The sequence below is a fragment of the Komagataeibacter diospyri genome (genome assembly GCF_006538165.1).
Lineage (GTDB): Bacteria > Pseudomonadota > Alphaproteobacteria > Acetobacterales > Acetobacteraceae > Komagataeibacter > Komagataeibacter diospyri.
The window spans coordinates 1-21,937 of the sequence record NZ_BDLU01000032.1 but is presented as its reverse complement, the minus strand read 5'-3'; the positions used below and the strand labels follow the sequence as shown (position 1 = coordinate 21,937).

Annotated in this window: 30 protein-coding genes and 3 tRNA genes; 22 read left to right on the top strand and 11 right to left on the bottom strand. The window is 57.1% G+C overall.

From position 1 onward, the window contains the following. The first annotated feature begins 65 nt into the window (after positions 1–65). Together MSKU9_RS05970 and MSKU9_RS05965 are read left to right on the top strand one after the other, a co-directional pair. On the top strand, positions 66–992 hold the full coding sequence (locus MSKU9_RS05970; protein ID WP_141260427.1) for a WYL domain-containing protein: 927 nt from the start codon (positions 66–68) through the stop codon (positions 990–992). Positions 993–1,015: 23 nt separating this feature from the next. Next, a complete protein-coding gene (locus MSKU9_RS05965; protein WP_141260426.1) occupies positions 1,016–1,258 on the top strand; it encodes a hypothetical protein in 243 nt (80 codons plus the stop codon). Between the two features lie 30 nt (positions 1,259–1,288). Here the strand turns inward: MSKU9_RS05965 and MSKU9_RS18890 are convergent, their stop codons facing one another. After that, entirely contained in the window at positions 1,289–1,516 is a 228-nt protein-coding gene (locus MSKU9_RS18890) for a helix-turn-helix domain-containing protein (RefSeq protein WP_227002388.1), read from the bottom strand. A 96-nt stretch (positions 1,517–1,612) separates the two neighbouring features. Between MSKU9_RS18890 and MSKU9_RS05955 the strand changes: the two genes are divergently transcribed. Together MSKU9_RS05955 and MSKU9_RS05950 are read left to right on the top strand one after the other, a co-directional pair. Continuing rightward, positions 1,613–1,984: a helix-turn-helix domain-containing protein gene (locus MSKU9_RS05955; protein WP_141260424.1), complete on the top strand. Its 372-nt coding sequence runs from the start codon at positions 1,613–1,615 to the stop codon at positions 1,982–1,984. A gap of 86 nt (positions 1,985–2,070) precedes the next feature. Beyond that, positions 2,071–2,544 (top strand): hypothetical protein, encoded by a 474-nt coding sequence (locus MSKU9_RS05950; protein WP_141260423.1) that lies wholly within the window; start codon positions 2,071–2,073, stop codon positions 2,542–2,544. A 4-nt stretch (positions 2,545–2,548) separates the two neighbouring features. Here the strand turns inward: MSKU9_RS05950 and MSKU9_RS05945 are convergent, their stop codons facing one another. Next, positions 2,549–2,791: a hypothetical protein gene (locus tag MSKU9_RS05945; protein WP_141260422.1), complete on the bottom strand. Its 243-nt coding sequence runs from the start codon at positions 2,789–2,791 to the stop codon at positions 2,549–2,551. A 113-nt stretch (positions 2,792–2,904) separates the two neighbouring features. On the opposite strand from MSKU9_RS05945, the gene MSKU9_RS05940 reads away from it, so the two are divergent. From MSKU9_RS05940 to MSKU9_RS18360, 12 genes are all read left to right on the top strand, one after another. Continuing rightward, a complete protein-coding gene (locus MSKU9_RS05940; RefSeq protein ID WP_141260421.1) occupies positions 2,905–3,267 on the top strand; it encodes a hypothetical protein in 363 nt (120 codons plus the stop codon). Next, positions 3,264–3,536, top strand: coding sequence for a hypothetical protein (locus tag MSKU9_RS05935; RefSeq protein ID WP_141260420.1), 273 nt, complete (start codon positions 3,264–3,266; stop codon positions 3,534–3,536). Before MSKU9_RS05940 ends, MSKU9_RS05935 begins: the two co-directional genes overlap by 4 nt. Next, positions 3,533–3,829 carry a hypothetical protein gene (locus MSKU9_RS05930; protein WP_141260419.1) on the top strand — a complete coding sequence of 99 codons (297 nt, stop codon included), beginning with the start codon at positions 3,533–3,535 and terminating at the stop codon, positions 3,827–3,829. Before MSKU9_RS05935 ends, MSKU9_RS05930 begins: the two co-directional genes overlap by 4 nt. A 23-nt stretch (positions 3,830–3,852) precedes the next feature. Beyond that, on the top strand, positions 3,853–4,140 hold the full coding sequence (locus MSKU9_RS05925; protein ID WP_141260418.1) for a hypothetical protein: 288 nt from the start codon (positions 3,853–3,855) through the stop codon (positions 4,138–4,140). After that, a complete protein-coding gene (locus MSKU9_RS18750) occupies positions 4,137–4,262 on the top strand; it encodes a hypothetical protein (RefSeq protein ID WP_264371839.1) in 126 nt (41 codons plus the stop codon). The genes MSKU9_RS05925 and MSKU9_RS18750 overlap by 4 nt, the downstream gene beginning before the upstream one ends. Next, entirely contained in the window at positions 4,259–4,513 is a 255-nt protein-coding gene (locus tag MSKU9_RS05920) for a hypothetical protein (protein WP_141260417.1), read from the top strand. Before MSKU9_RS18750 ends, MSKU9_RS05920 begins: the two co-directional genes overlap by 4 nt. Further along, positions 4,510–5,001 (top strand): hypothetical protein, encoded by a 492-nt coding sequence (locus tag MSKU9_RS05915; RefSeq protein ID WP_141260416.1) that lies wholly within the window; start codon positions 4,510–4,512, stop codon positions 4,999–5,001. Before MSKU9_RS05920 ends, MSKU9_RS05915 begins: the two co-directional genes overlap by 4 nt. Beyond that, positions 4,998–5,486, top strand: a complete 489-nt coding sequence (locus tag MSKU9_RS05910; protein WP_141260415.1) for a hypothetical protein — start codon at positions 4,998–5,000, stop codon at positions 5,484–5,486. Before MSKU9_RS05915 ends, MSKU9_RS05910 begins: the two co-directional genes overlap by 4 nt. Beyond that, positions 5,483–6,367 (top strand): hypothetical protein, encoded by an 885-nt coding sequence (locus MSKU9_RS05905; protein ID WP_141260414.1) that lies wholly within the window; start codon positions 5,483–5,485, stop codon positions 6,365–6,367. The genes MSKU9_RS05910 and MSKU9_RS05905 overlap by 4 nt, the downstream gene beginning before the upstream one ends. After that, entirely contained in the window at positions 6,364–6,531 is a 168-nt protein-coding gene (locus MSKU9_RS05900; protein WP_227002387.1) for a DUF2786 domain-containing protein, read from the top strand. Before MSKU9_RS05905 ends, MSKU9_RS05900 begins: the two co-directional genes overlap by 4 nt. Next, positions 6,528–6,965 (top strand): hypothetical protein, encoded by a 438-nt coding sequence (locus MSKU9_RS05895; protein ID WP_141260413.1) that lies wholly within the window; start codon positions 6,528–6,530, stop codon positions 6,963–6,965. Before MSKU9_RS05900 ends, MSKU9_RS05895 begins: the two co-directional genes overlap by 4 nt. A 275-nt stretch (positions 6,966–7,240) precedes the next feature. Next, positions 7,241–8,434, top strand: a complete 1,194-nt coding sequence (locus tag MSKU9_RS18360) for a tyrosine-type recombinase/integrase (RefSeq protein WP_193557645.1) — start codon at positions 7,241–7,243, stop codon at positions 8,432–8,434. Between the two features lie 81 nt (positions 8,435–8,515). Here the strand turns inward: MSKU9_RS18360 and MSKU9_RS05885 are convergent. The 5 genes from MSKU9_RS05885 to MSKU9_RS05865 all read right to left on the bottom strand — a co-directional run bounded on the left by MSKU9_RS05885 (position 8,516) and on the right by MSKU9_RS05865 (position 10,024). After that, positions 8,516–8,592 (bottom strand) — tRNA-Arg (locus tag MSKU9_RS05885). A gap of 26 nt (positions 8,593–8,618) precedes the next feature. Further along, positions 8,619–8,924 (bottom strand): ETC complex I subunit, encoded by a 306-nt coding sequence (locus tag MSKU9_RS05880; RefSeq protein ID WP_019086625.1) that lies wholly within the window; start codon positions 8,922–8,924, stop codon positions 8,619–8,621. A 22-nt stretch (positions 8,925–8,946) separates the two neighbouring features. Then, positions 8,947–9,023, bottom strand: a tRNA-Pro gene (locus MSKU9_RS05875). Positions 9,024–9,170: 147 nt separating this feature from the next. Then, entirely contained in the window at positions 9,171–9,653 is a 483-nt protein-coding gene (gene gpt / locus MSKU9_RS05870) for a xanthine phosphoribosyltransferase (protein WP_141260412.1), read from the bottom strand. After that, the gene (locus MSKU9_RS05865) at positions 9,653–10,024 is read right to left on the bottom strand and encodes a tRNA-binding protein (protein ID WP_141260411.1); all 372 of its coding nucleotides are present in this window, start codon (positions 10,022–10,024) and stop codon (positions 9,653–9,655) included. The genes gpt and MSKU9_RS05865 overlap by 1 nt, the downstream gene beginning before the upstream one ends. Positions 10,025–10,131: 107 nt before the next feature. On the opposite strand from MSKU9_RS05865, the gene MSKU9_RS05860 reads away from it, so the two are divergent. Further along, positions 10,132–11,400: an MFS transporter gene (locus MSKU9_RS05860; protein WP_141260410.1), complete on the top strand. Its 1,269-nt coding sequence runs from the start codon at positions 10,132–10,134 to the stop codon at positions 11,398–11,400. Positions 11,401–11,407: 7 nt separating this feature from the next. On the opposite strand, the gene MSKU9_RS05855 is transcribed toward MSKU9_RS05860, so the two are convergent. Then, positions 11,408–12,619 (bottom strand): cation:proton antiporter, encoded by a 1,212-nt coding sequence (locus tag MSKU9_RS05855; protein ID WP_141260409.1) that lies wholly within the window; start codon positions 12,617–12,619, stop codon positions 11,408–11,410. A gap of 532 nt (positions 12,620–13,151) precedes the next feature. Here MSKU9_RS05855 and MSKU9_RS05850 point away from each other — a divergent pair. The 3 genes from MSKU9_RS05850 (at position 13,152) to MSKU9_RS05840 (ending at position 17,601) form a co-directional block, all read left to right on the top strand. Then, positions 13,152–14,108: an alpha/beta hydrolase gene (locus MSKU9_RS05850; RefSeq protein ID WP_141260408.1), complete on the top strand. Its 957-nt coding sequence runs from the start codon at positions 13,152–13,154 to the stop codon at positions 14,106–14,108. A 455-nt stretch (positions 14,109–14,563) separates the two neighbouring features. Further along, positions 14,564–16,027: a phosphoethanolamine transferase gene (locus MSKU9_RS05845; protein ID WP_162515725.1), complete on the top strand. Its 1,464-nt coding sequence runs from the start codon at positions 14,564–14,566 to the stop codon at positions 16,025–16,027. Positions 16,028–16,194: 167 nt separating this feature from the next. Beyond that, complete coding sequence (locus MSKU9_RS05840; protein ID WP_141260406.1) at positions 16,195–17,601, top strand: hypothetical protein; 1,407 nt, start codon at positions 16,195–16,197, stop codon at positions 17,599–17,601. A gap of 375 nt (positions 17,602–17,976) precedes the next feature. On the opposite strand, the gene MSKU9_RS05835 is transcribed toward MSKU9_RS05840, so the two are convergent. Beyond that, positions 17,977–18,720 carry a pyridoxamine 5'-phosphate oxidase family protein gene (locus MSKU9_RS05835; RefSeq protein WP_141260405.1) on the bottom strand — a complete coding sequence of 248 codons (744 nt, stop codon included), beginning with the start codon at positions 18,718–18,720 and terminating at the stop codon, positions 17,977–17,979. A gap of 95 nt (positions 18,721–18,815) precedes the next feature. Here MSKU9_RS05835 and pdxR point away from each other — a divergent pair, with 95 nt between their 5' ends. Continuing rightward, entirely contained in the window at positions 18,816–20,354 is a 1,539-nt protein-coding gene (gene pdxR / locus MSKU9_RS05830) for a MocR-like pyridoxine biosynthesis transcription factor PdxR (protein WP_141260404.1), read from the top strand. Between the two features lie 119 nt (positions 20,355–20,473). On the opposite strand, the gene MSKU9_RS05825 is transcribed toward pdxR, so the two are convergent. After that, a tRNA-Asn gene (locus tag MSKU9_RS05825) sits at positions 20,474–20,549 on the bottom strand. Positions 20,550–20,690: 141 nt separating this feature from the next. On the opposite strand from MSKU9_RS05825, the gene MSKU9_RS05820 reads away from it, so the two are divergent. Further along, positions 20,691–21,794 (top strand): ABC transporter substrate-binding protein, encoded by a 1,104-nt coding sequence (locus MSKU9_RS05820; RefSeq protein WP_141260403.1) that lies wholly within the window; start codon positions 20,691–20,693, stop codon positions 21,792–21,794. Here the strand turns inward: MSKU9_RS05820 and MSKU9_RS18530 are convergent. Continuing rightward, positions 21,735–21,937, bottom strand: a 203-nt coding sequence (locus tag MSKU9_RS18530) for a hypothetical protein (RefSeq protein ID WP_227002386.1), incomplete at its 5' end; no start/stop codon positions are given. The two genes, MSKU9_RS05820 and MSKU9_RS18530, sit on opposite strands and share 60 nt — an antisense overlap.

Below are 21,937 nucleotides of genomic sequence, written 5' to 3'. Positions count from 1 at the left end.
GTTGTTGCAACACACGCCATGGAGGAACTCGTGCACCCAAAACCCACGCTTATGCGGGCAGGACAATGCCCGCGCTGATTGGCATAATAATCGTGCTGTTGGTCGGCACATGGATATGGGGAAAGATAGAAGACGCCTATCACGCGACCATCGGAAAGATGATGAGTGGCGATAATTTGTCGTTGATTCTGCTGGTTGCGTTTTGCGCTACCGTGCCAGTGTGCCTGTGCATCAGCATATTCGGTCGACGCAGAGCCGCCCGGATCAGCGGCGTAGCTGAGGACCATTCCCGGGGTGCAGCGGTCCGTATTCAGCAACTGCCCCAGCACGCCCGGCTGGGGCGGTACACAGATGGATTTGTCGATAATCTCGAAATCGGTGCTGACGGCAGGGACAGCATCCGCATTCCCCTGCACATCAGCTATCTGGGCGGCAGCGGAACACCGACGGACCGCAACATAGATGTCCTGTCCTACACGTTGGGATGGACGCCGACACGCGCGGTCGTACCGCTGTATCTGACAGCCTTCTGCCATCTGCGGAACGCGCAGCGCATGTTTCGCGCCGACCGCATCCTTGATGCGTACGATCCCGAAACAGGGGAGGAAATACAGGACTTGCGCGCGTATCTCGATGAAAAAGCCCCGCTGTGTCCGCGTGAGCCCAAATATGCCGGTGATGACATCGAACTGCCTAACAGTCGCCGTCGGGAACCATCCCGCGACACGATCCTGATCCCGATTTCTCCATGTAATGTCATGGTGGATTACGAGGATCAGAACGGACCGGAAACGTGCGTCGGAACTGTTGAATCGTTCACCTACGTCGTCAATCAGCGCGTGACCGTGGTGGTCGATATCAATATCCGACGCGCCTTTGACCAGAAAACGCAGGTCATCAAATACCGACAGGTCACATCCGCGACCGATCCCGCCAGCGGCAACGCCATTCCCAGTCTGGGTGAATGGCTCTGGTCGCATCGTATCCGCTAACCATCCCAAAACAGAGGTAAAAGATGGCAATCCGTGAAGTGTATTCCCTGAAATACACACGCCTGTTCGATAACCAGAACCAGAAATGGTATTTTGTGGTGAAGGCCGTAGTCGTGATCCGGGAAGCGAACGCGACCAGCCTTCCTGCTTATCCAAGCGAGATCGTGACCAAGATGAAATTCCGGGTCGACGCATTGCCCGAAAAGAGCAGCATGAACGATCCGATACCGTGGCTATCAGCGATTCTGCGCATGAGTGCGGCGTAATCGGAAAGTGGGCAACATGGGTTTGCACGCTCATGCTGCCCCCCTGTGCTCTGGCATCACGGGACAAGTTGCGGTCGGATCAAAGAAATCCGGGCGTATTCTTGCCCGGGAGATGCCAAAGACAGCCTCAATCTGGATCGCCCGGTGAGGAGGGACGTTCCCTTTTTCCCACTTATGCCAAGTCGAAAAATGGACACCCAAACGTGTCGCGGCTTCCTCCAACGTCAACCCGAGCTCTTTGCGGATATCTTTAAGCATCATGCTTCGTTTAGCGCATAAAGCTAAATTGCGGTCAAGCGAATTTCGCTAATAGCCCGATAGGAGGTAAGCAGTGAATCAGAACATCCTGCGGCTATGAGTAAACGTAAGCGAACCGTTCATTATCGCATGCCTCACTTGCGTGCATGGCGAGAGAGTAAGGGGCTATCACGCCAAGCTGTTGCTAACAGGATAGGAGAAATTCGCCTTGATCTGGCGGGTATGGACCAAGCCACAATCGCAAAATGGGAAAGTGGTGAGACCGCCGTGAAGGTAGAAGATCTTGAGCTTTTGGCGCAGGTTTATGGCGTAACAGCAGACCGACTTTTTTTTGCGCCAGGGGATGCACGTTTGCCAGAATGGATGAAGCGCGCATACGAAGTGTTTAGTGAGAAAAGCCCCGAGGCTGTAGAGGCTTGGTTGGAAATGGGCAAAAACTTATCGAGGCGGGACGTCCAGTCAGAATGAATTAGCGTTTTACGCTAAAAATATCTGGACAGATTTTAGCGCTTAAAGCTAACTACCTCCATCGCCACCCGCGATGGAGGTTTTTTATGTCTACCGATTCCAATTTATCCCCGTCGGACACCCCGAAGCGTTTCGTTTGGAAAGGCTCAGGACCGGCGTCTCATCTGAAACTTGACTTCGGCATCGGCATGATGTCGTCCGCACGTAATCTGCGCATACAGTTGGAAGCGGGTCGCGTCCTTGACGATGACATCCGGTCCGCTGCCTCCAACTGCCGCCAGCAGCGGGCCTATGACCTGCTGGACCTGCTCGATGCGCTCATGATCGGTGCGGAGACCATCACCCTTGCCGATATCCTGAAGATTGATGCCGCACGCGACCGGCTGCTGGTCGCCTGTGTCGCCGAGGGGATCATAAACGGCGATGAAGTCAGTGAGGCAAGCCAGTTAAAGGCAGATCAAAGTAAAGGAGGTCGCCCTCGCCCTGGCGAGACAGTGGAAGAGGCGAGGGCACGTCGAGTTTCCGCAAATTCAGAGCGGAAAGATAATCAAAATGGCTAGGACGTTATTCTTTTCGTTGTGCCAGAAACATACGGTATCCTTCTTCCATACCTTGCATCAAGTAAGCCATTTCGTCAGCAACGCTGTCCCTCATGAATATGGCATCAAGTCTATCCTTGAATTCTTTCTCAGGTATATCAGCCGAGTTGAGGAAGTAATTCGTTCGGGCGCGAATTTTTTCCGCAAGAATAGTAGTGGCAGATTGAATAAGAGCCATTTCTATCTGTGGTGGAATATCTTCGGACATAATTTTTCCTTCATCGAGTCTGTGACAAGTCCGATGATGGAAGGCGAGAGGAATGCTGACAACAGCCTTCCCCGGTTGCCTATCCCCCACGTTTTGTCCTTGGAGGCAGGCGCATGAACGGCGACCTGAGCCGCATCGAGCCGCCGGAAAAGGTCATCGAGCTGCGCACCCTGCGTCTGGATGGCTCCCGCTTCGAACCCTACCTTGCCTTTACCGCAGCGGATGAGACCCGTGCCCGCGCCTTGATTGCCGAAGCCGAACGGTCCGCCCTGCGCGATGAAAGGCCGTTCCGTATCCATGTGCTCCGCAGCACCCGGCGGGAAAAAACGCTCGATCTGATTATCGCCCTCAGCGGCCAGCCTTCCCATGCATCGGATATGGAAGCCGGGGCTGTCATCGATATCCATAGGAAATGGGAGACATTGCTGGCCGCGATCCTTGCCGAGAAGATCGCAGGCATGGGGGAGGGGAAATGACCATCCCGCTCCCCACGATCGCCCCCAGCGAGGCGCGTGACCTGCAGACCGCAGTCCTGCGTCGGCAGGAATGCGAACGCCAGCTGCGCCTGGTGCTGTGCACAAACCCCGCTCCCGGCATTGTCCTCACCCACGCTGAACGCTGGCGCATCCGCCAGTGCATTGTGCTGCTCACCCGCGCCATGGATGCCGAGGACATCATTACCCACCAGATCGGCTGCCACCGCGTGGCCAGCCACGTACCGAACGACAAGGAAGCTGCGGCATGACCGACATTTTCCGCCCCATGGCGCCGCGCGATCTGGCATCGCGCTCGACCCTGACCAACCAGTCCGTCGCCATGAACCTGCTGCACCAGCACAACCGATTCATGATCGATGCCGAACAGGCAAAGGCCGAAGGCATCGCGCAGGCCTTCCGCCATGCCAGCAGCCAGGCCGATGCCCGCTGGATGGACATGGAAAGCCTGCTGCTGCGTGCCGCCCCCATCGACAACGCCAGTGGCGAGATCGAAGCCACCATGATCGCCGCGCGACGAAAGGCCGGGAAGGTTCGGACATGAGGCTTTGTAACTTGGAAACTGTGATGCAACTGCGTCAGCAATATCGGGATGCAGTGAGGGCGTTCGATGAGGTCGCCAGATTACCCAGATGCCTTTTCCCGTTGGGCACATCTTCTGGCTATGGATCCAGCATAGCCAAGCTGCGCGGGGCTGACGTGCTCCCGCTGCTAGGGAAAAATGCGGCACGTATAGCGGTCGATCTGCTCGACATGGGTATCGATATGCAGGGCGACATCAGTGAGCATCTGACGCCGTATGTTCTGGCCATCAAAGATGAGAAAACGGCTGACAGCGGGGGATATCAGGCATGATCCATCTGCCCGAACATGTCCGTCATAACCTGCCGACGGCGCAGGAAGTCGGTGCCCATGTGCTGCTGTGCTGCGTGGTGTGGGGATTTCTGGGGCTGATCGTTCTGGAGTGCCTGCCATGAAGACAGTCCACATCGGCATGCGCCAGAAGGTGCTGGACGCCCACCGCGACGCCATCCGCTACACCCACGCGCCTGCCGTGCCGGCCACGACCGTGCGCCGCTTCATGCCCGGCCTGAAACGGCAGAGCCACGTCACGCGGATCCTCAATGACCTGGTGCGCAGCGGCATGCTGGCCAGGTTCGGATATGATGACCATGGCCGGTTCATCACGACCTACGGCATGCCCCAGAAAATGGGGGCGCTCCCATGATGCCCCAGCAGCTTGATCTGGTCGATTTTCTCGCCAGCATGCCCTGCAGTGCCGCCCCTACGCTGACGACAGATCCGCGTGATCTGCTGCCACAGCGGCCGGCGGCATGGGAACGGTTGGTCGCGCATTTCAGGGCGCACGAGATCCGCATCGAGGTTTCGCTTTGGTGGACACATGTGGTGGTGGAGCAGCTGCGCGAGGGATCGCGGGGCGACATGCTTTTGCGTGACGGCAGGATCGACCGACGCGACATGACGCCGCCATTCCCCATGTGGACCGAACCTTGCCGCCTGATCCTCATGTCCGCTGCCGCTGCCGCTGCCGCTGCCGCTGCCGCTGCCGCTGCCGCCGACATCCATGCCCAGTGGTGCCTGGAGCCAACCGGCCAGATCCAGAAAGGCGCGACCTTCCGCTTTGCCAACCGGCCCGACGCCGACCGCACACATACGTCCCAGCTGCTGCGCGCGCTGGAGGAAGGACAGTCATGACCGAGAAGGATACCGAAGCACCGATGTATCTTGTGCCGGGGCGGCTGACTTATACGCAGCGCGATAGATTTTACCACGCGGTAAACTGCGCACAGCCATTGGAAAAGGCTATCGCCACCATCGGTACCGTCATCCAGCCGTGCGCGGATATAGAGACGGTTTGCTATGGCGCCGCAGACGACATGCCGTTGGAAATACACGGGCGCGACCCTCGTCTTCCTGTATATAGCGATGTCTGTAGCAAGAGCGGCGAAGAATACATACTTCCCCTTGTCCGCCGCACCGACATGGAAGTGCAGGTTGCGAAAGTCCGGGAAGATGCGATGCGGCAGGGTTATCTGCTTGGCTTCAACTCGGCCACAGAAGGATGGAACGGCGAGTATCCGTTCAAGGACAAAGCACAAAGCCCTGACGAGGATGCGGACTGGCTGCAGGATAGGGACGACAATATCCGGGCTGCCTTGAAAGAGGGAGAAGCGGCATGAGCTACGGCAACGCATCCCGTCTGGCCGATCATGTCGTGAGCGAAGCGCCGTGCCGGTCCTTCCATTTCAGCCGTCCCAACAGCTCGGCCTACTGGTTCAACCTGATGTGGATCCGGGGAAAGTTGATCCTGACCGGCGACGGCTGCGACATGACGTTCACCCACCATCAGGCGTGCTCGTCTTTCGATGCGGCCATCAAGTGGGCATCAGAATCGGAGATGGATTACCTGCTGCGCAAGGCGGATCAGCGGGAAGAGTATGACGCAGATGCCACCCTGCAGGCCATCATCCAGTGGGCAAACGCCCCGGTGATCGAGGCCCTGAATGGCGGGGTCGATGAGAGATACGTCCAGTATGTCGAGGACGGCCGCAAGAAATACCGCACTGTCCGTACGCCCCGCCGGGACGGCTATCGTCACCTGTATCAGGAATATCGCCGGGCCGTTGCCGCAGGCATGCAGGATGATTTCTTGGATAATGTGGAAGTGGAGGATCCGCGTCCGATCACGTGCCGTGAGACTAGGCCCGAATGGCTGGATATGGCCCATCCCGTATTCAGCGACTTCTATGATTTCAACCAATGCTGGATGAGGTGGCTGAGACTTTGGATGGATACCCTTGGATCCGACTGGGATCCCCGTAGCTCAGTCTTCACGCCCGCGATGGTCGCCACGCATGATGGGCGCTGGCGGATCAAGGACGAACTGCAACGCCGACTGGACGAACCCGGCAGCAGGGGCCTCGACTGCATTTTCGAAGGTAGTGTGGACTGCGTTTATAGCTGGACCCACGCACAGAAATACCAGTTCGAGGCTATCCAGTTTGCCTGCCGTCAGATCATCGCGGCCGGCCTGGTCGATATGACGGTGAAGGTTCCATGAGCCAGAAAGCAGTCATGGAGCGCCTCAAGAAGCTGATAGCGCTGTCCAGGTCCAGCAACGCGCACGAAGCCGCTGCCGCACTGGCGCGCGCGCAGCAGCTCATGCGCGAACACAAGATCACCGAGGATGATCTGGTCCTGTCGAATATGGGAGATATCGCATGAGCACCATTCCCAGCGAAGTCGTGGAAGCCGGCGCGCGTGCGCTGTGCGAATCATACAATGACCCGCGTGGCCCCGATGCCATGGTCGAGACCATCCGTGGCGGCGCACTGGTGCCCAACTGGCAGAACTATCGCCGGGCTGCCGCCAATGTCTTAATCGCGGCCGCGTACGCGTCCAAAGGACTGAAACCACATGCCCTGAACGATCAGGCGCATCCGTGCCTGCGCGGTCTCCAGTTCGGGCAGGAGATCTACGACGTGGAGATCTATGGCGACGGGACCGGTCAGTACCTTGGCCAGGTGATCGAAAGCGGCAGTCCCTGCCGGATCGTTTTCCGGGGGCCTCTGGTCAGGGAAGGGAATATGAAGCTGATCCGCGCGCGAGGCGTGCAGGCGTGGTCGGCCGAAGGGAAGGGGACCGATGCCAGCAGTTGATCAACTGCCATTCTGGCCACGTTATCTGACCAAAGAACTGGCGGCATTATATCTGGGCGTCAGCATTTCGACCTTCGATGATGAGGTGAAACTGGGGTGGTGGCCGCCAGCGCGTCCGCGCGGCGGTCGGGGCGGCAGGTTGACGTGGGATCGTAACTTGCTGGACCTATACGCCGATCAGGCTTCTGGAATCGGGGTGGGGGCACCGGCTGCAACCAGTGCCCCCGTTTCTGCAGAAAGCCTGGTCACGAAGCCATCTCTAGTGGAGAGAATGAATGCCACGCTCCCGCAGAACCGGGCTGAACGTCACGCGCTATAAGCGCAGCGACGGTTCGGTAATTGAGTATTTTTACGACCGTGTGACCAAGAAATTCCTTGGTCACACGCGTGAGGCGGCCCTTGACCGCCTCAGCTTTCAGGATCCAGTGACCGAAGCAGGCATCGTGCCCGGCTCGATTGCCGCCCTGATCGTGGATTATCTTGGGGATGAAGACGTGCAGGGCAGGCTGCGCGAGAGCACCCGCAGGCTCTATCGCGGATACCTGGACCGTATGCGTGACGACTGGGGTGACATTCCTGCCAGAGCGATCACGCGTCAGGAAATCATGGCGATCAAAAAGCGCATGCGCAGTACGCCGCGCAAAGCCAATCAGATCCTGTCCCTGCTGCAGATCCTGCTGGCGCGGGCAAAGGAGCAGGGGATCGTGACTGAAAATGTTGCCGAGCGCTTTGGCCGGCTGCACATCGCCAGTCGCGTCCAGATCTGGAGCTATGAAATGGAGGACGAGTTTCTTGCCCGCGCCCGCCCCTCGCTCCAACTGGCCTATATGCTGCTGCTTTACACCGTCCAACGACCCAGCGATGTGCTGAGCATGGATGCGTCCCTCATTTCCGAACGGGACGGGCGTCTGTTCATAGCCTTGCGACAATCCAAGACGGGGACGCTGCTGGATGTGCCCGTGCATGAACGTCTGGCCGGACTCTTGCGTGAACGCATGCGTCAGATCGATCAGGAAACGGCGTCCCAATCGGGCAATGTCGTCGGCCGAATTGGCAAGCAAAGTCCGAAGCTGCTGGTACCAAGCCCGACAGGAAAGAAGTGGGCGCGGCGCAATTTCAGTCGTGCATGGGATCAGGTCATAGCCAGAATGGCACAGGGAGCGGCCAGAAAGCTTTTTCGTGAAGGCTTTTCGAAAGAAGAAGTCAGGGAGCAGCTTGATGAAAATCACAGGCAACGCCGTGACCTGCGCCGTACGGGTATCGTCCGCCTGGCAGAAGCAGGGGCCACGACGCCCCAGATCGCTTCGATTAGCGGCCACGGGATCGATTATTGCCAACGGATCATCGACACATACTTGCCGCGTCGCACTGAGGTCGCGATTGCGGGTATGCAATTGTGGGAACAGCATCAGGAGCGGGAGACCAGCAAGGTGGTCTCCATCGCTGCTACACGGGGCCGTCTGGGGTAAGGCAAAACCGCAATGAGCCATAGTGCACTGCAAAAGATCTGCAAAAGATGCAAAAATGAAAGCCGCTAAGTCATTGAAAAGTGGCGCGCCCTGCTGGATTCGAACCAGCGACCCACAGCTTAGAAGGCTGTTGCTCTATCCAACTGAGCTAAGGGCGCGAGCCTGTGGTTGTGCCAGATCGGGCCTAGTGCGTCCAGTTCTGGATCCGGTCATAACGGAAATTATCCGCATAGGCCTTGGGACGACGGATGCGCGGGGTGGGGATTTCGATATCGAAGGCGATCCCTTCGCGCGTGGCGTAAGCAACAGCGCTGTCCTGATCGGGAAACTGCAGGCGCAGTTGCGACGGGGTATCGGCACTGCCGGTCCAGCCCATCAGGGTATCGATATGACGGGGGCGGTTCTGCCCGTAATCCAGCACCCATGTATGGGTGCCTGCCTGCCCTGACTGGGTGGAGGGTTTTGACTGCCTGTAAATCCGGGCTCGCATTGCTATCCGTACTCCCTGGATATGGTCGGGGCGCCCGGACTCGAACCGGGGGCCTCGTGTACCCAAAACACGCGCGCTACCAGGCTGCGCCACGCCCCGCGACCACGAGCGGGAACCTATGTGGCAACTGCTGATCTGGCAAGCACATTCTTGCAAAAAAAATACCGCGCCCATCGTCCCTGCGGCAAGCAGTGTGGACGGGCGCGGCGAACAACAAGGCGTGTAATGGGGCGGCGGAAGCCCCGGTCAGGCCTTTTCGACCGATTTGCTGGCCAGCGGCGGGATGAACAGCGGCGCGGTATCCCACGGGAACAGCACCCATGTATCCTGCGGGACCTCGACTACGAAAATATCCGTGATCGGGCGGCCTGCGGGCTTGGCGTACAGGCAGGCGAACACGGCCTTGGGCAGCATCTTGCGTACAAGCTGCGCCGTGACGCCAGAATCGACCAGATCGTCAATGATCAGGAAGCCCTCGCCATCGCCTGCGGCATCGGCGTTCTTGACGACGGAGGGTTCGCCCATCTTTTCTTCGTCATAGGTAACGACGGAAATGGTGTCGATCAGGCGACAGTCCAGTTCACGGGCGATGATCGCGGCAGGGATCATGCCGCCACGCGTGATGGCCACGATTCCCCTGAAGGGACCACGGGCCATCAGCGTGCTGGCCAGTTGGCGGGCATCGCGGTGCAGCTGGTCCCATGTTACGGTTGCGTAGTTTGTGGCCATCAGAAAAGTTTTCCTCCATCGGGGACGCGGCCGTCGGGTCGGATCAGGACGGCCTCTCCATTACTGTCGGGCATGCCCAGCGTCAGCACTTCACTACGCAGCGAACCGACCTGCCGGGGTGGTACGTTGATGACCGCGCAGATCTGACGGCCAACCAGCCGGGCAGGGACATAACGGTGATTGACCTGCACCACCGACGACCGGATCCCGATATGGGGACCGAAATCGATGGTCAGCCGGAAGGTGTGCTGCGGCGTTTCGCGCACGGGGTGCGCATCCACGACGGTACCGGCCCGGATATCAAGCCAGTCGCGGGTCGCCATGTCCCCTTCCGTGCCGGGCACGGCTGCATGCTTTACAGGGTCTGTCATGGAACAGCTTTTGCCTGCGTTGGGGGCGATTTGCAAACACGGGAACGTAATTTTTAAAGGCAAAGGCGTAGGATATTATGCATCGGTGCTGTTAGGATGACGGCATCATGCCTTCCATCCCCGTTTCATCGGCCCCGTCAGGGGGCGAACCGCCGCCGGCTGTCGTGCCCCTGCACCGCCATCCGGGGCTGCCCGCCTTCCTTGTCGCCCGCACGGCTTCGTCCTTTTCCGCCTGCGTGCAGGCTGTCGCGGTGGGCTGGCAGATCTATGCCCTGACCCACAGTACGACGGCGCTGGCGCTGGTGGGGCTGGCGCAGTTCCTGCCCATGGCGGGGCTTTTGCTGCCGGCCGGGCATGCGGCGGACCATTTTAACCGTCGCATGATCGTGGTGACGTGCCAGTGTATCGAGGCGCTGTCGGCCCTGCTTATGGCCATTGGCGCATTGGGCGGCTGGACGACGCCGTGGATGATCTACGCCATGGTCATGGTGTTTGGCGCCGCCCGCGCGTTCGAGATGCCATGCCAGCAGACCTTCCTGCCATCACTTGTACCCGTACATGTGTTTCCGCGTGCGGCGGCGGTTTCGTCCTCGCTGTTCCAGGCGGCGGCGGTAACGGGGCCATCGGTGGGGGGGCTACTGTACGGTGCGGGGGCGGGGGTATGTTACCTTGTCTGCGCCATCGGCTTCGCCTGTGCGTGTGTTGGGACGTTATGCATCCGGCTTGTCTATACACCCCGGCCACGGGTGCCGCTTTCGCTGGCTACGTTTGTGGAGGTCGCACATTTCATGCGCGCCCGGCCCGATATGCTGGGGGCGATCTCGCTGGACCTGTTTGCCGTGCTGCTGGGTGGGGCGACCGCCATGCTGCCGGTCTTTGCCAGTGATATCCTGCATGCGGGGCCGCTGGGGCTGGGGCTGTTGCGGGCCGCACCCGCCATGGGCGCGGTGGTGTGTTCCGTCATACTGGTGTGGCGGCCGCTCAACCGCCGGGCTGGCGCGCGCATGTTCATGGCTGTGGCAATATTTGGCGTGGCGACCTTGGTGTTCGCCCTGTCGCGTTCCATCGCGGTGTCCATCATCGCGCTGGCCGTGCTGGGGGCGGCGGACGTGGTCAGTGTGGTGGTGCGTGGCGCGCTGGTGCAGTTGCGCACGCCCGACAGCATGCGGGGACGGGTTTCGGCGGTGAACATGCTGTTCATCGGGTCATCCAACCAGCTGGGCGAATTCGAAAGCGGGATGGTGGCCAGCCTGATCGGGCCGGTTGGCTCGGTCGCGCTGGGCGGGATCGGCACGCTGGCCATTACGATCGCGTGGATACGGATGTTCCCCGGCCTGTGGCGGCTGGACCGGCTGGATGACATTACCCCGGAATAGGGGGGCGCTATTCTCCCGTACGTGGGGCGAACAGCCGGAACAGCGGGCCGGTCAGCGCGGTTGAAATTACCGCCAGCACCATAAGGGAAGCAAAGGCGAAATCTGACAGCATGCCCTGTGCATGCAAAATGGTGGCGGCCACGATTTCCATCAGTCCCTTGCATTGCAGCAGGGCACCCACTCCCAGCGCCTGCCGTCGCGTCAGCCCGGGTGCGGGCGGGAAGACATAGACTGACCCCATCTTGGCCAGAACCGAAATCACCACCAGTAACAGTGATGCGGTGACCGAAGGCCACGTCAGCGCATCGCCATTGATGTGCAGCCCGCTATGGCCAAAGAACATAGGCGCCAGCCAGATCAGGGAAAACCGTCCGACATCTTCCACCGGCAGGCGCGCGACCCAGCGCGGCGGCATGAGCGCACCGGCAAAATACGCCCCGATCAGTTCATGCAGGCCAAGCTGCATGCTGGCCCATGATCCCGCCGCCAGATAGACCGGTACTGCCGCCCAGATGACGAATTGCGGCGGGTTGCGCATGTTGCGGGTCGCCCAGTTGCTGGTGATGGCCAGGGCGACGAGCAGGCCGACCGCCACGCCCTCCAGCCCCGTCCAGCCATGCAGGGCCGCAGGGCCGCGGGCCGCGAATTGCAGGATGACCAGCCCGATCCATAATGCCGCGTCATCCACCACCGCCAGCTTGAGCGCAAGCTGCCCGATCGAGCGTTGCAGCGGGGGCAGTTCACGCACAATGCCAATCAGTACCGGCAGGGCGCTGACCGCGATGCACAGCCCGATGGCCAGTGACCCGATCAGCCGGCCGACATGCGGCGGATGCCACCCATGCAGGGGCAGAAAAAAATAATAGACCAGAAAGGAGCCGATAACGAACGGCCCGCCCAATGCCACCAGTGCCCCGCCCAGCAGGCGGCCCAGCGGTGGCGGCGGAATGGTGTGGGCGGATGCATTGGCATCAGGCGGCTGCCACATTTCCAGCCCGGCGGTAAAGGCCAGCACGAGCACGGCCAGCCAGCCGAGATTGTTGCCGTAAATGGACGGGATGCCGATGTCCTGCACAGGCACATGCATGACCGCCAGCATGATCCCGAGCAGGATCGGCAGGACAACAATGGGAATTGCCCTATGTACCAGTCGCCATACCGCCCACGGGAAAATAACAAACAGGGCGGCATCAAGAACAAGTGCCGTAATGTTCGACAACCTCAAACCTTTCTTATCTGGAATTGAAATAGGATATATACAAAAAATTCAAATGTGAACTTTTATTTTTGGTAAGGTTTGGGAATATATGCCGCATCAGTTCGGGTAGCCCTTTTTTGTGTTCTGATGTCCAACTATGCCTATAAAAAATCCAGAAGTTCTTGCGCAGCGGTCAGGCATCCGCCGTGATGCGACACAAACGTACGGAAACGCTGGTATGAGCCAGGGGTTTGATGATGCGGCGGGGTGAATGCATCACCTTGTTGGCATCATGTTGCGGGTTGTGAGGGTTTCATTGCGAAATGAGAAGTATATATTATATCCACATGCTGAATGCAACATATTATTCAATAAAATGAATTAATTTACAAATATAACAGATAAAAAAATCTCATAATTTTATATTTTATATACATATATAGAGAAAATTATTTGATATCTGTCATGGCCGGCCGCGCTTGCGTGCGTGACGGTTGCAGGTAGTGAAGGCGCCCCCACGGGCGGCTTCTGATGGAAGAGGACCTGCTGCACCATGCCCAAAAATGTCGTAAATCCCGAGTTCCTGCCGATTCTGGAAAAAATGCCGTCCTTTGATGGCCTGTCCGGTCGTTCACTGCCGGAAGTGCGTGAGATCTTCATGACGTCGGTGCGGCTGATCGAAGGGCGCCCCCTGCCGGACGTCGAAACGCAGGAAGAATACGTGCCAGGCCCCGCCGGGGCGCCGGATGTGCGCGTGCTGATCTATCGCCCCCGCGTGCGGCGGCCCAATGCCCCGGCTATCGTCTATATCCACGGCGGCGGGCTGGTTTCGGGACATCCGGAAGTTGATGATCCGAAATGCCAGGTACTGGCCAGTAAAATGGGGTTTGTCATTGTCTCGGTCGATTACCGGCTGGCGCCAGAGGTGAAATATCCCGGCGCGATCGAGGACTGTTACGCTGTCCTGAAATGGGTGCACGACAACGCGGCCGGACTGGGTATCGACCGTGACAGGGTCGCCGTGGCTGGCGAAAGTGCAGGTGGCGGGCTGAGTGCGGCACTTGCGCTGATGGCGCGCGACCGTAAGGAATACAAGCTGGCGTACCAGTTGCTGATCTATCCCATGCTGGATGACCGCACGGCGACCAGGGTCGATCCTGCGCCTGATTTTGGCGAATATGTCTGGACCCGTTCGGCCAACAAATACGCATGGGAAGCCTATCTGGGGGCTGCGGCAGGGGGGGATGAAACGCCAGCCTATGCCGCAGCCGCGCGGGCAAAGGACCTGTCGGGCCTGCCGCCCACTTTCATCGGGGTGGGGTCGATGGACCTGTTCCTGTGCGAGGATCTGGACTATAGCCGCCGCCTGATGGCCGCAGGGGTCCCGACCGAGGTCGTGGTCGTGCCGGGGGCGTACCATGTCTTTGACATGTTCGTGCCCAACGCGGAACTGTCGCGCCGGTTCATGGATGCTTACTGCGCGGGACTGAAGCGTACGCTTGGCCTGTAATCCCTGAATTGACCTGATCTGGCCCGGTCCTGACGTGACGTCACGGCCGGGTTTCCAAAATCTGGCTGAACCAATGATATGGTGGATTTCCGGGTATTGTAACGGAAAACCCGGCAATCATGGCGCAGACAGTATATGTTTTGAAATAATTCAAAATGTAAAATCACCCTACTCTATGCCCGGTGATTCTAGGAATTCCCATTTGGAATGATATAACGGTGCAGGTCTGGATGCGACAGTAATCCGGCCAGTAAACGGTATATCTTATGTGGCAGGGGAATTCGGGATAGCTTCCGTAAAGGGATATTTCGATATGGGATGTAGGGAAAAATATTTAAAAAATGTTCAGGAATGCATGGCCTAATATTTTAAATAAAAAAATTCTGTTCATAATTTGTGTTTCGATCATTTTTGGTTTTATTAATTTCTACGTTGCGCGACATGATGCGGATGTCATGAATTCTGTTTCAAAGGAATTCCTGCTGTCCCTCCTGATGCCGCTTCTGGCGTCGCTCGGGTGTTTTCTTTCTCCCATCTTCGTCCCGATCTTGCTGCTGTTCGCGCTGTTTGATTTCTATCTTGCCTACAAATACGGCCTTGTTACCCGGTCGATGCTGCAGGCGATTATGGGTACCAATACCCATCAGGCCATTTCAATGGTCAGTTCCGTCAGCGTTCTGATGCCGGTTGTCCTGCTGCTTGTTCTTGTCGGTATGATGGTGTTCACATGGAAATGCGTACGTTTCCGCCCCGTTGTGCTGTTGGTTGCCGGCGCAGGGGTCACTGTGGCGTTGCATGCGGGCTGGAAGCACAGCCACGGCAGCAACGTGGAACGTCAGAACAGTAATGTTGCGGAAATGGCGGCCAACCTGCGTTTTTTTCTGCCCGGCGTGGTGGGGGATTTCGTGTACATGACCGGTCTGGGGATGAGCGATGACAACAGGCCCGCTATTCCCCATACCCTGATCGATCCCGCCATTACAGGGAAAGCGGAGGGAAAGCGCAAAAATATCATTCTGGTCATAGGAGAGGCCGCGTTTGCCGACCGGCACACCACCTATGGATATACTGCCCAGAACACGACCCCCGATATGAAGGCCATGGCGGATGAAGGGCGTATCTGCATCATACGGCAGGCCCATTCCTCCGCGAACATGACGCGGGCGGCAGTGCCCATGCTGGTTTCGTTTTATGATCCTGACCATCAGGGCGCGCTGTATGCGGAAAAAAACCTGGTCGAACTGGCGCGGGACAATGGATACAGGACATTCTGGATCGCATCCCAGCCCGGTCGGGGGGAATATTCCCGTACTTTTGGTTATGTGTCCGAATTCAGTGATTATGTGACGCGGCAGGATTACAATAATGCGACCAACCATGTGAACTGGCGTGATGAGTCATTATTGCCTGTCATAAAGGAAAAATTTGCAGATCCTGTTTCACAGAAGTTCTTTGTTATCCACCTTATGGGCAGTCACGAAAGCTATAGTGACGACCGCACGGAAGAAGATATCAGGGCGCTTCCCAATGCAGACCCGTATGACCAGAGCCTGCATCGCACAGACCGTATCCTGCAGCAGATTATCACCATGGCGGATAAGGAGCTGGGGGATTACACCCTGGTTTATATTTCCGACCATGGGGAAATAGTGGGGGAGGGGCATGGGATCCAGTACGGTGGGTATGATCAGTACAAGGTCCCGGTATACATACTGGATAAAGATAAGCATTACTGTAATATGGCAGAAGTAATGCGGAATAATGATAAATACTATACAGCATTAATGACAAAATACCTGATTCTGGATATGCTTGGATATGATATTGATCAAGATTATATAAAGAGAATTCAGGATAATGACCGCGTATTGCATTCAGATGGCAAGGTGTATGATTATAAGTCCATACCCCGTCGATAGTTTTCATCCAGAGGCATGATAGGTCTGTTATTGCAGGATATGGTGCTTGTTACGGATTGCCGGAAATGTCATAACGCCCCCCTTAAACCTGGGCTGAATTGTATGATGGCATGGGTTTGGTAGGGAAGATTGAGATATAAGCTGTATTTTATGCAAGGACATAAAAAGTGATTAAATGTAAATTATTAATTAGAAAATTTTCTATTTTATTAATGTTTGCATTGTCTTTCTTTTATGTCCTGACTTTCTTTCTTTCGCCTTTTACTGATTGGGATTCCACTTTTTATCCACTGATCGGGAAGGGGATATTCCGTTACCATATACTACCATACGATTATATATTTGATCACAAGCCATACCTTGTTTACGTTTTTTATTACATATGGACGCAGGTTGAACCCATCCTGAATGGGCGTTTCGCCATCCTGGCAATGGTCAGTATGGTTTCCGTGGCGTTTATGTTCAGTTCTGCATATCGAACAGACAAATGGCAGACGTTATTCTATCTGTCTATCGGAGGCATTATCGGGGACTATCTGGGGGGTAATACGGAAGTATTACAGATCCCTCTGGAACTTTCCGTCATTCTCATGCTGTGCAAAGGCGTGCAGGAGCATAAAATCCCCCTGTTTTTTCTGGCGGGGATTGTATCGGCAATCGCCGTCAACATAAATTATCTGGCGGGTTGTGTCCTGTCCCCCATCATTCTTTACCTGTTTCTGGGGCGGGTCTGCACCGTAGTGGAATTCCTGGCCTGCGTCGCAGGTGGAATGATTGGGCTGACAGGTATTTTCCTGCCATTCCTGATTGCGGGGCATGGGAAACTGGCTGCGTATTTCGACATGCAGCATCATTTCCTCCAGCATTATGGAGGCGCTTCAGACGAGCGTATGTATACGTTCGCGCTGGTTGCGCTGTATATCGTTCCCCTTTGTCCCATGCTTGTCGTGTGGTTTGGCAGAAGGGATGTCTGTTGGGGGAACCTGCGCGAACGCCTGCTTTCGCTCTGGTTTGTCTTTTCAGTGGTGGCCGCGATATTGTCCGGTCATGGGTTCTACCACTATTTTTCATTGTTTCTTATTCCCGGCATGTTGATATGCCTGCTTGTGCACCGTGATGCTGGGGGTGCCCTTTCGTGGCGCATGATGCCCTTATATCTTTATGCCGCGTTTTTGATGGTCAGCGGCATTGTCTCAAATATAAATGACATGAAGCGTGCACAACTGACTGACCCCGCACGGGTTTCCCAGATTGTAGGTCATCAGAAGGTGCTGAATATAAATTCGGATCATTCCTTGTACTATCTGTCTGACATGGAGACATTTGATCCGATACTCTTCTGTGGTCAGATCGAGATATATTTTGGTCCGCAGGCTGCAGATCATTATCTGGATGACCTGAGACAGCGCCCGCCTTTTGTTCTGATGCCCCATGCCGGCTGCATTAACCATACGGTGGCCCCACAGGTCTGTTCGTGGGTGAAGGATCACTATCACCCTGTATATGAAGCGTATAAGGGAAAAGATCCAAACAGAAATAATGCAAGGTATTATAATCTGTATAAAATAAACTGAATTGATATTTTATATAAATATCAGTTTCATGTTTTTATGGCTGGATGGGCTGCCGGAATGGGTGTTTTTTTTCAGTAAATTTATCCATAACAAATAATTATAAATGTTTATTTTTAATTTTATTTGGTATTTCTGATATAATTTTAAAACATTTTTAATAATGAATAGGTTTTTTGTGGATATTTTAAGAAAAATTCTGAAGACACCATCTTCCAGGAAAGGCAGTACCTAAAAAGTTTTGTTTTTCTTGTCAGTGATTTGTTTGTAAACAACCTTTCATTTATGTCAGGTCCAGTCTTTATTATTTGTCAATGATCCAGATTGAAGACGTTTTCAGGTGTAGCCTGAATACGGCCAGTGATGGATCAGCTCCGACTATGTCCCGAACGTGCAGCGATAGGTTTTGGCCATGACATCATCAAGGCGCGCGCCTGGTTGAAAATCGGCCATTTCTTTCGGATAGGGTAAGTCAGGAGCCTGGCGGGGGCACAGGGAGGGTTCGCCCAGTATCTGGGTAACCGGGTAGAGTGCTGACCAGGCCGGAACATTGGCGTAATCTTCCTCGTCGTCAGATACATGCGTATCCCGGATCTTGGCGGAGGCAGTCTCGATCTCCATGCGCATCATGGTGGTCGCCTTGAACTCGGCGGTGTTAGGCGGGCGGATGATCCCGGAGCGACCGGGATAGATACGGTCAATCAGCCGTTCCATCAGCGCGAGTTTCTGCGTCGGGTCTTCGACGGCATGCGCCTGTCCGAATATCATTGCAGAGCGGTAGTTGACCGAGTGATGAAAGCCCGAGCGTGCCATGACCAGTGCATCAAGATGGGTTACGGTCAGGCATAGCGCGATGCCCTGCGCCTGTGCGCGGATCATCCGGCTGGCTGACGAGCCATGCCAGTACAGATAATCCCCCTCGCGCCAGAAGCTGGTTGGCGTGCAATAGGGCCGACCCTCAATAGTATAGGCGATATGGCACAGCAGGGCGGCATCCAGTATGGCGTGGATCGTGGTCCTGTCATAACGGCCACGGGTTGATGCGCGTCTGACCCGGTTGGCGGGGGTTACAGGAAAATCGTCAGTCGCCTGATCCTGGGGCAATGGTGTCCGTACATTCATTGTTGCTGATTCCGGGATGTGGTTGCACCCCCAAGGATCGTGCTGGAATGGTCTGGGAAAAAGTGCCAGATAGCGAAAAACAGAATGGACCAGTTATGGGGCGACGGACGCGCGCGGCGGTGCCGCTGGGCATTACGCTGGACGGGAGCGGACCGGATGCCCTGTACCAGCAGATCCGCGATCAGATTCGCAGTGCGATCCTGCAGGGGCGGCTTGCCTGTGGGGCAAGGCTGCCGTCTTCACGATTGATGGCAGCCGAACTTGGCTGCTCCCGGGGCACCGTAATGGCAGCACTCGACCAACTCGTGGCGGAAGGCTATCTGGTGGCGCGGGCGGCGTCGGGTCTGTCTGTGGCCCAGGACCTGCCTGATGAAATGCTCGCCCCTATGCCGGTGAACGCGCCGCCGGCCGCCATGGGCCCCAGTCCCCCGATGCTGCCGGATCGCACCATGGCAATGCTCGGACCGGCAACCGACCTGGATATGCCGGGGTTCGGCGTGCAGCCTGTTGCATTTCCGATCGGGCAACCGGACCGGGACTCATTTCCGTTTCCGTTATGGGCAAAATTCCTGGAACGTGACTGGCGCAGGCCTGCCTGGGACAGGGCAGGCGCATGCCATCCCTTCGGGCATCCGGGTCTGAGGCAGGCCATCGCATCCTATCTTGGGACTGCGCGTGGTTTCGGCTGTGAACCGGATGCCATCGTCATCACGTCCGGTGTGCGCCATAGTGTATCGTTATTTGCCCGTATCGCGCTGGCAGCGGGGGATCGGGTCTGGATCGAGGAGCCGGGCTATCCCGGCATAGCCGAAGCCCTCCTTGCCGCCGCGGTACAACCCGTTGCGGTTCGTGTTGATGAATCGGGTTTTGCGCTCGAGGCTGCACTGGCGGCCGCACCGGATGCCCGGCTGGCGATTGTTACGCCATCCCATCACTTTCCGTTCGGTATGGTGCAGGGACTGCCGCGCCGGCTGGCCCTGTTGGCCTGGGCGCAACGGATGCGCGGCTGGATCATCGAAGATGATTTTGATGGCGAATATCGCTATACCGGTCGCCCTCTGGCCCCACTGCGCGCCTTGGACCGGGCAGGGCGGGTCGCCTATCTGGGCAGTTTTTCCAAACTGCTTTTTCCGGCCCTGCGTCTAAGCTATATCGTTCTTCCTACCTCCCTTATACCGGTGGCGGAGACGGTCATGTCACGAATTTCCACGCCTGCTCCGCTTCTGGGGCAGGGGGCGCTGGCGCGTTTCATTGCTGAGGGGCATCTGATCTCGCACCTGCGCCGGACGCGGCTGCTTTATGCCGGGCGACAGCAGGCGCTGATGGAAGCAGTCGATCGTCACCTTGCCGGTCTGATGACCGTGATACCGGATTCCGGTGGCATGCATGTGGTTGTCCGACCTGCCAGTGATCTGGCTCCGGTATTCGATGACGGTATCGGCATGGTTGCAGCGGCGACCGCAGGCGTGCGGGTCTCGCCCCTGTCTCGATGTTATCGGGGGGCAGACAGGCAGCATGGCTTCCTGCTGGGATACGCAGGCACGCCGGACCATGAGATCGATCCGGCTGTAAGGGTGCTTGCCCGGGTTCTGGAACATCTGATGCCCCGCGCCGGAGCGGCAGGGCAGGACTGAACCGAGGGGACAGATCTGCGCATTCCCGGAAAGGACATTGCCTTTATGGTTTCAATCGCAGGCCAGATTGCATGCAATCTTCAACCATATGATTTCTGGCGCTAATTTTTAAGGAAAGGTGGCTCCCGAAGTAGGACTCGAACCTACGACCCAGCGATTAACAGTCGCTTGCTCTACCAACTGAGCTATTCGGGATCAGCGTTGAGCAGCTTATAGCCACACTGGTGGGGGGGCGTAAACCCCCCTTTTGAACTTTTTTTCAAAAAGGGGAAAAAGGGAACCTGGACCGGCTAAAAGCGCGGTAATCCCTTCGTGTAGCAGGAGAAACGCTAACCAATGGTCGATGATAACAGGGAAGGGCAGCCGCCACGGCTGCTGCGCCGTGCGGTTATGCCGCTGCTGGTCGGGGCAGGGTGCGCCGTGGTGGGCGCACAGTGGCTGCAAAGTCGGCAGCAGGCCCGTATCGTGCGGCATGATGATGCGCTGCTGGATGGGGAACCGCATGACCTGACGCTTTCCTGGCCCTTTGCCCAGGTATCGATCCTGTACAATGTCGCACTCCGGCAGGACTTCTTTTCCCAGTTTCGGCTGGATGTGCATCTGCGGTCCGGCGCGGTAACGGGACGTGACGCCATTGCCGACCTGCGGGCGGGACGCAGCATGGCCGCCGTGGCTCCCGTCCTGTCATGGCTGCAGGCATATCAGGCGGATGCGGCCCTGCCTGCGCGGCTGGTCATGGGATTGCAGGCGGGGACATTCCGCCTGCTGGTGCGCCGGCGGTTGCGGATTGCCAAGATCGAGGATCTGGTGGGGCGCAGGATCGCCGTGCTGAATGCGGATATGGCAGACCGGCTGTTCTTTTCCGTCATCCTGCGCCGCAAGGGACTGAACCCGGATACGGCGCCCGACTGGGTGATCATGCCGCCAGACCAGATTGATGACGCCCTGGCTGCAGGCACGGTGGATGCCGTAGCCCTGCATGATCCGCTGGCGTGGCAGCTGCTGAACAGCCGGGCGCTGGATCTGGTGGAACTGGTCAATAGTGTGAAGGGGTTGTACGCGGAACGCACCAACCTGGCGCTGGGCATATCAACGGACCTGCTGGCGCGGACGCCGGGTGCTGCCGTGGCCCTTGTGCTGGCGCTGTCGCATGCCGCGCACTGGCTGCCGAAACATATGGCGGAAGCCGCCGCCCTGCTGGATGGACGTGTGGACGGCATGGATCAGGACACGATCCTGCAGATGATGCGCCACGAAGTGCTGGGGGTCAGTCCCGTGGGCAACGACCTGAAAATACAGATCGCGCGGTATGTGGATGAACTTAAACTGCTGGGTGTCTTTCCCGATAGCCTTGATTCGGCTGGTTACGCCCGCACTATTTCAGCCGATATCCTGCATCATGGCCAAAGGGGAGGTCATGGTGCAGGACAGTCGGGATGAGCATTTTGATAAATAAAAGTTTTGGGTGTCGCCTTTTTTAAAGGCGACGTTTTCTACAGCCTTTTGGGGGCTGTTGGGAATTGAGTTTTCTAAAGGGCCATGATGTGTTTCAAAGACCATATGGATCGCTTCATACTGACGGA

Excerpts from the sequence above, each read along its gene's own strand:
- MSKU9_RS05970 (WP_141260427.1), top strand. The coding sequence starts at position 66 with ATGCCCGCGCTGATTGGCATAATAATCGTGCTGTTGGTCGGCACATGG.
- MSKU9_RS05965 (WP_141260426.1), top strand. The coding sequence starts at position 1,016 with ATGGCAATCCGTGAAGTGTATTCCCTGAAATACACACGCCTGTTCGAT.
- MSKU9_RS18890 (WP_227002388.1), bottom strand. The coding sequence starts at position 1,516 with ATGCTTAAAGATATCCGCAAAGAGCTCGGGTTGACGTTGGAGGAAGCC.
- MSKU9_RS05955 (WP_141260424.1), top strand. The coding sequence starts at position 1,613 with ATGAGTAAACGTAAGCGAACCGTTCATTATCGCATGCCTCACTTGCGT.
- MSKU9_RS05950 (WP_141260423.1), top strand. The coding sequence starts at position 2,071 with ATGTCTACCGATTCCAATTTATCCCCGTCGGACACCCCGAAGCGTTTC.
- MSKU9_RS05945 (WP_141260422.1), bottom strand. The coding sequence starts at position 2,791 with ATGTCCGAAGATATTCCACCACAGATAGAAATGGCTCTTATTCAATCT.
- MSKU9_RS05940 (WP_141260421.1), top strand. The coding sequence starts at position 2,905 with ATGAACGGCGACCTGAGCCGCATCGAGCCGCCGGAAAAGGTCATCGAG.
- MSKU9_RS05935 (WP_141260420.1), top strand. The coding sequence starts at position 3,264 with ATGACCATCCCGCTCCCCACGATCGCCCCCAGCGAGGCGCGTGACCTG.
- MSKU9_RS05930 (WP_141260419.1), top strand. The coding sequence starts at position 3,533 with ATGACCGACATTTTCCGCCCCATGGCGCCGCGCGATCTGGCATCGCGC.
- MSKU9_RS05925 (WP_141260418.1), top strand. The coding sequence starts at position 3,853 with ATGCAACTGCGTCAGCAATATCGGGATGCAGTGAGGGCGTTCGATGAG.
- MSKU9_RS18750 (WP_264371839.1), top strand. The coding sequence starts at position 4,137 with ATGATCCATCTGCCCGAACATGTCCGTCATAACCTGCCGACGGCGCAG.
- MSKU9_RS05920 (WP_141260417.1), top strand. The coding sequence starts at position 4,259 with ATGAAGACAGTCCACATCGGCATGCGCCAGAAGGTGCTGGACGCCCAC.
- MSKU9_RS05915 (WP_141260416.1), top strand. The coding sequence starts at position 4,510 with ATGATGCCCCAGCAGCTTGATCTGGTCGATTTTCTCGCCAGCATGCCC.
- MSKU9_RS05910 (WP_141260415.1), top strand. The coding sequence starts at position 4,998 with ATGACCGAGAAGGATACCGAAGCACCGATGTATCTTGTGCCGGGGCGG.
- MSKU9_RS05905 (WP_141260414.1), top strand. The coding sequence starts at position 5,483 with ATGAGCTACGGCAACGCATCCCGTCTGGCCGATCATGTCGTGAGCGAA.
- MSKU9_RS05900 (WP_227002387.1), top strand. The coding sequence starts at position 6,364 with ATGAGCCAGAAAGCAGTCATGGAGCGCCTCAAGAAGCTGATAGCGCTG.
- MSKU9_RS05895 (WP_141260413.1), top strand. The coding sequence starts at position 6,528 with ATGAGCACCATTCCCAGCGAAGTCGTGGAAGCCGGCGCGCGTGCGCTG.
- MSKU9_RS18360 (WP_193557645.1), top strand. The coding sequence starts at position 7,241 with ATGCCACGCTCCCGCAGAACCGGGCTGAACGTCACGCGCTATAAGCGC.
- MSKU9_RS05880 (WP_019086625.1), bottom strand. The coding sequence starts at position 8,924 with ATGCGAGCCCGGATTTACAGGCAGTCAAAACCCTCCACCCAGTCAGGG.
- gpt (WP_141260412.1), bottom strand. The coding sequence starts at position 9,653 with ATGGCCACAAACTACGCAACCGTAACATGGGACCAGCTGCACCGCGAT.
- MSKU9_RS05865 (WP_141260411.1), bottom strand. The coding sequence starts at position 10,024 with ATGACAGACCCTGTAAAGCATGCAGCCGTGCCCGGCACGGAAGGGGAC.
- MSKU9_RS05860 (WP_141260410.1), top strand. The coding sequence starts at position 10,132 with ATGCCTTCCATCCCCGTTTCATCGGCCCCGTCAGGGGGCGAACCGCCG.
- MSKU9_RS05850 (WP_141260408.1), top strand. The coding sequence starts at position 13,152 with ATGCCCAAAAATGTCGTAAATCCCGAGTTCCTGCCGATTCTGGAAAAA.
- MSKU9_RS05845 (WP_162515725.1), top strand. The coding sequence starts at position 14,564 with ATGAATTCTGTTTCAAAGGAATTCCTGCTGTCCCTCCTGATGCCGCTT.
- MSKU9_RS05835 (WP_141260405.1), bottom strand. The coding sequence starts at position 18,720 with ATGAATGTACGGACACCATTGCCCCAGGATCAGGCGACTGACGATTTT.
- pdxR (WP_141260404.1), top strand. The coding sequence starts at position 18,816 with ATGGGGCGACGGACGCGCGCGGCGGTGCCGCTGGGCATTACGCTGGAC.
- MSKU9_RS05820 (WP_141260403.1), top strand. The coding sequence starts at position 20,691 with ATGGTCGATGATAACAGGGAAGGGCAGCCGCCACGGCTGCTGCGCCGT.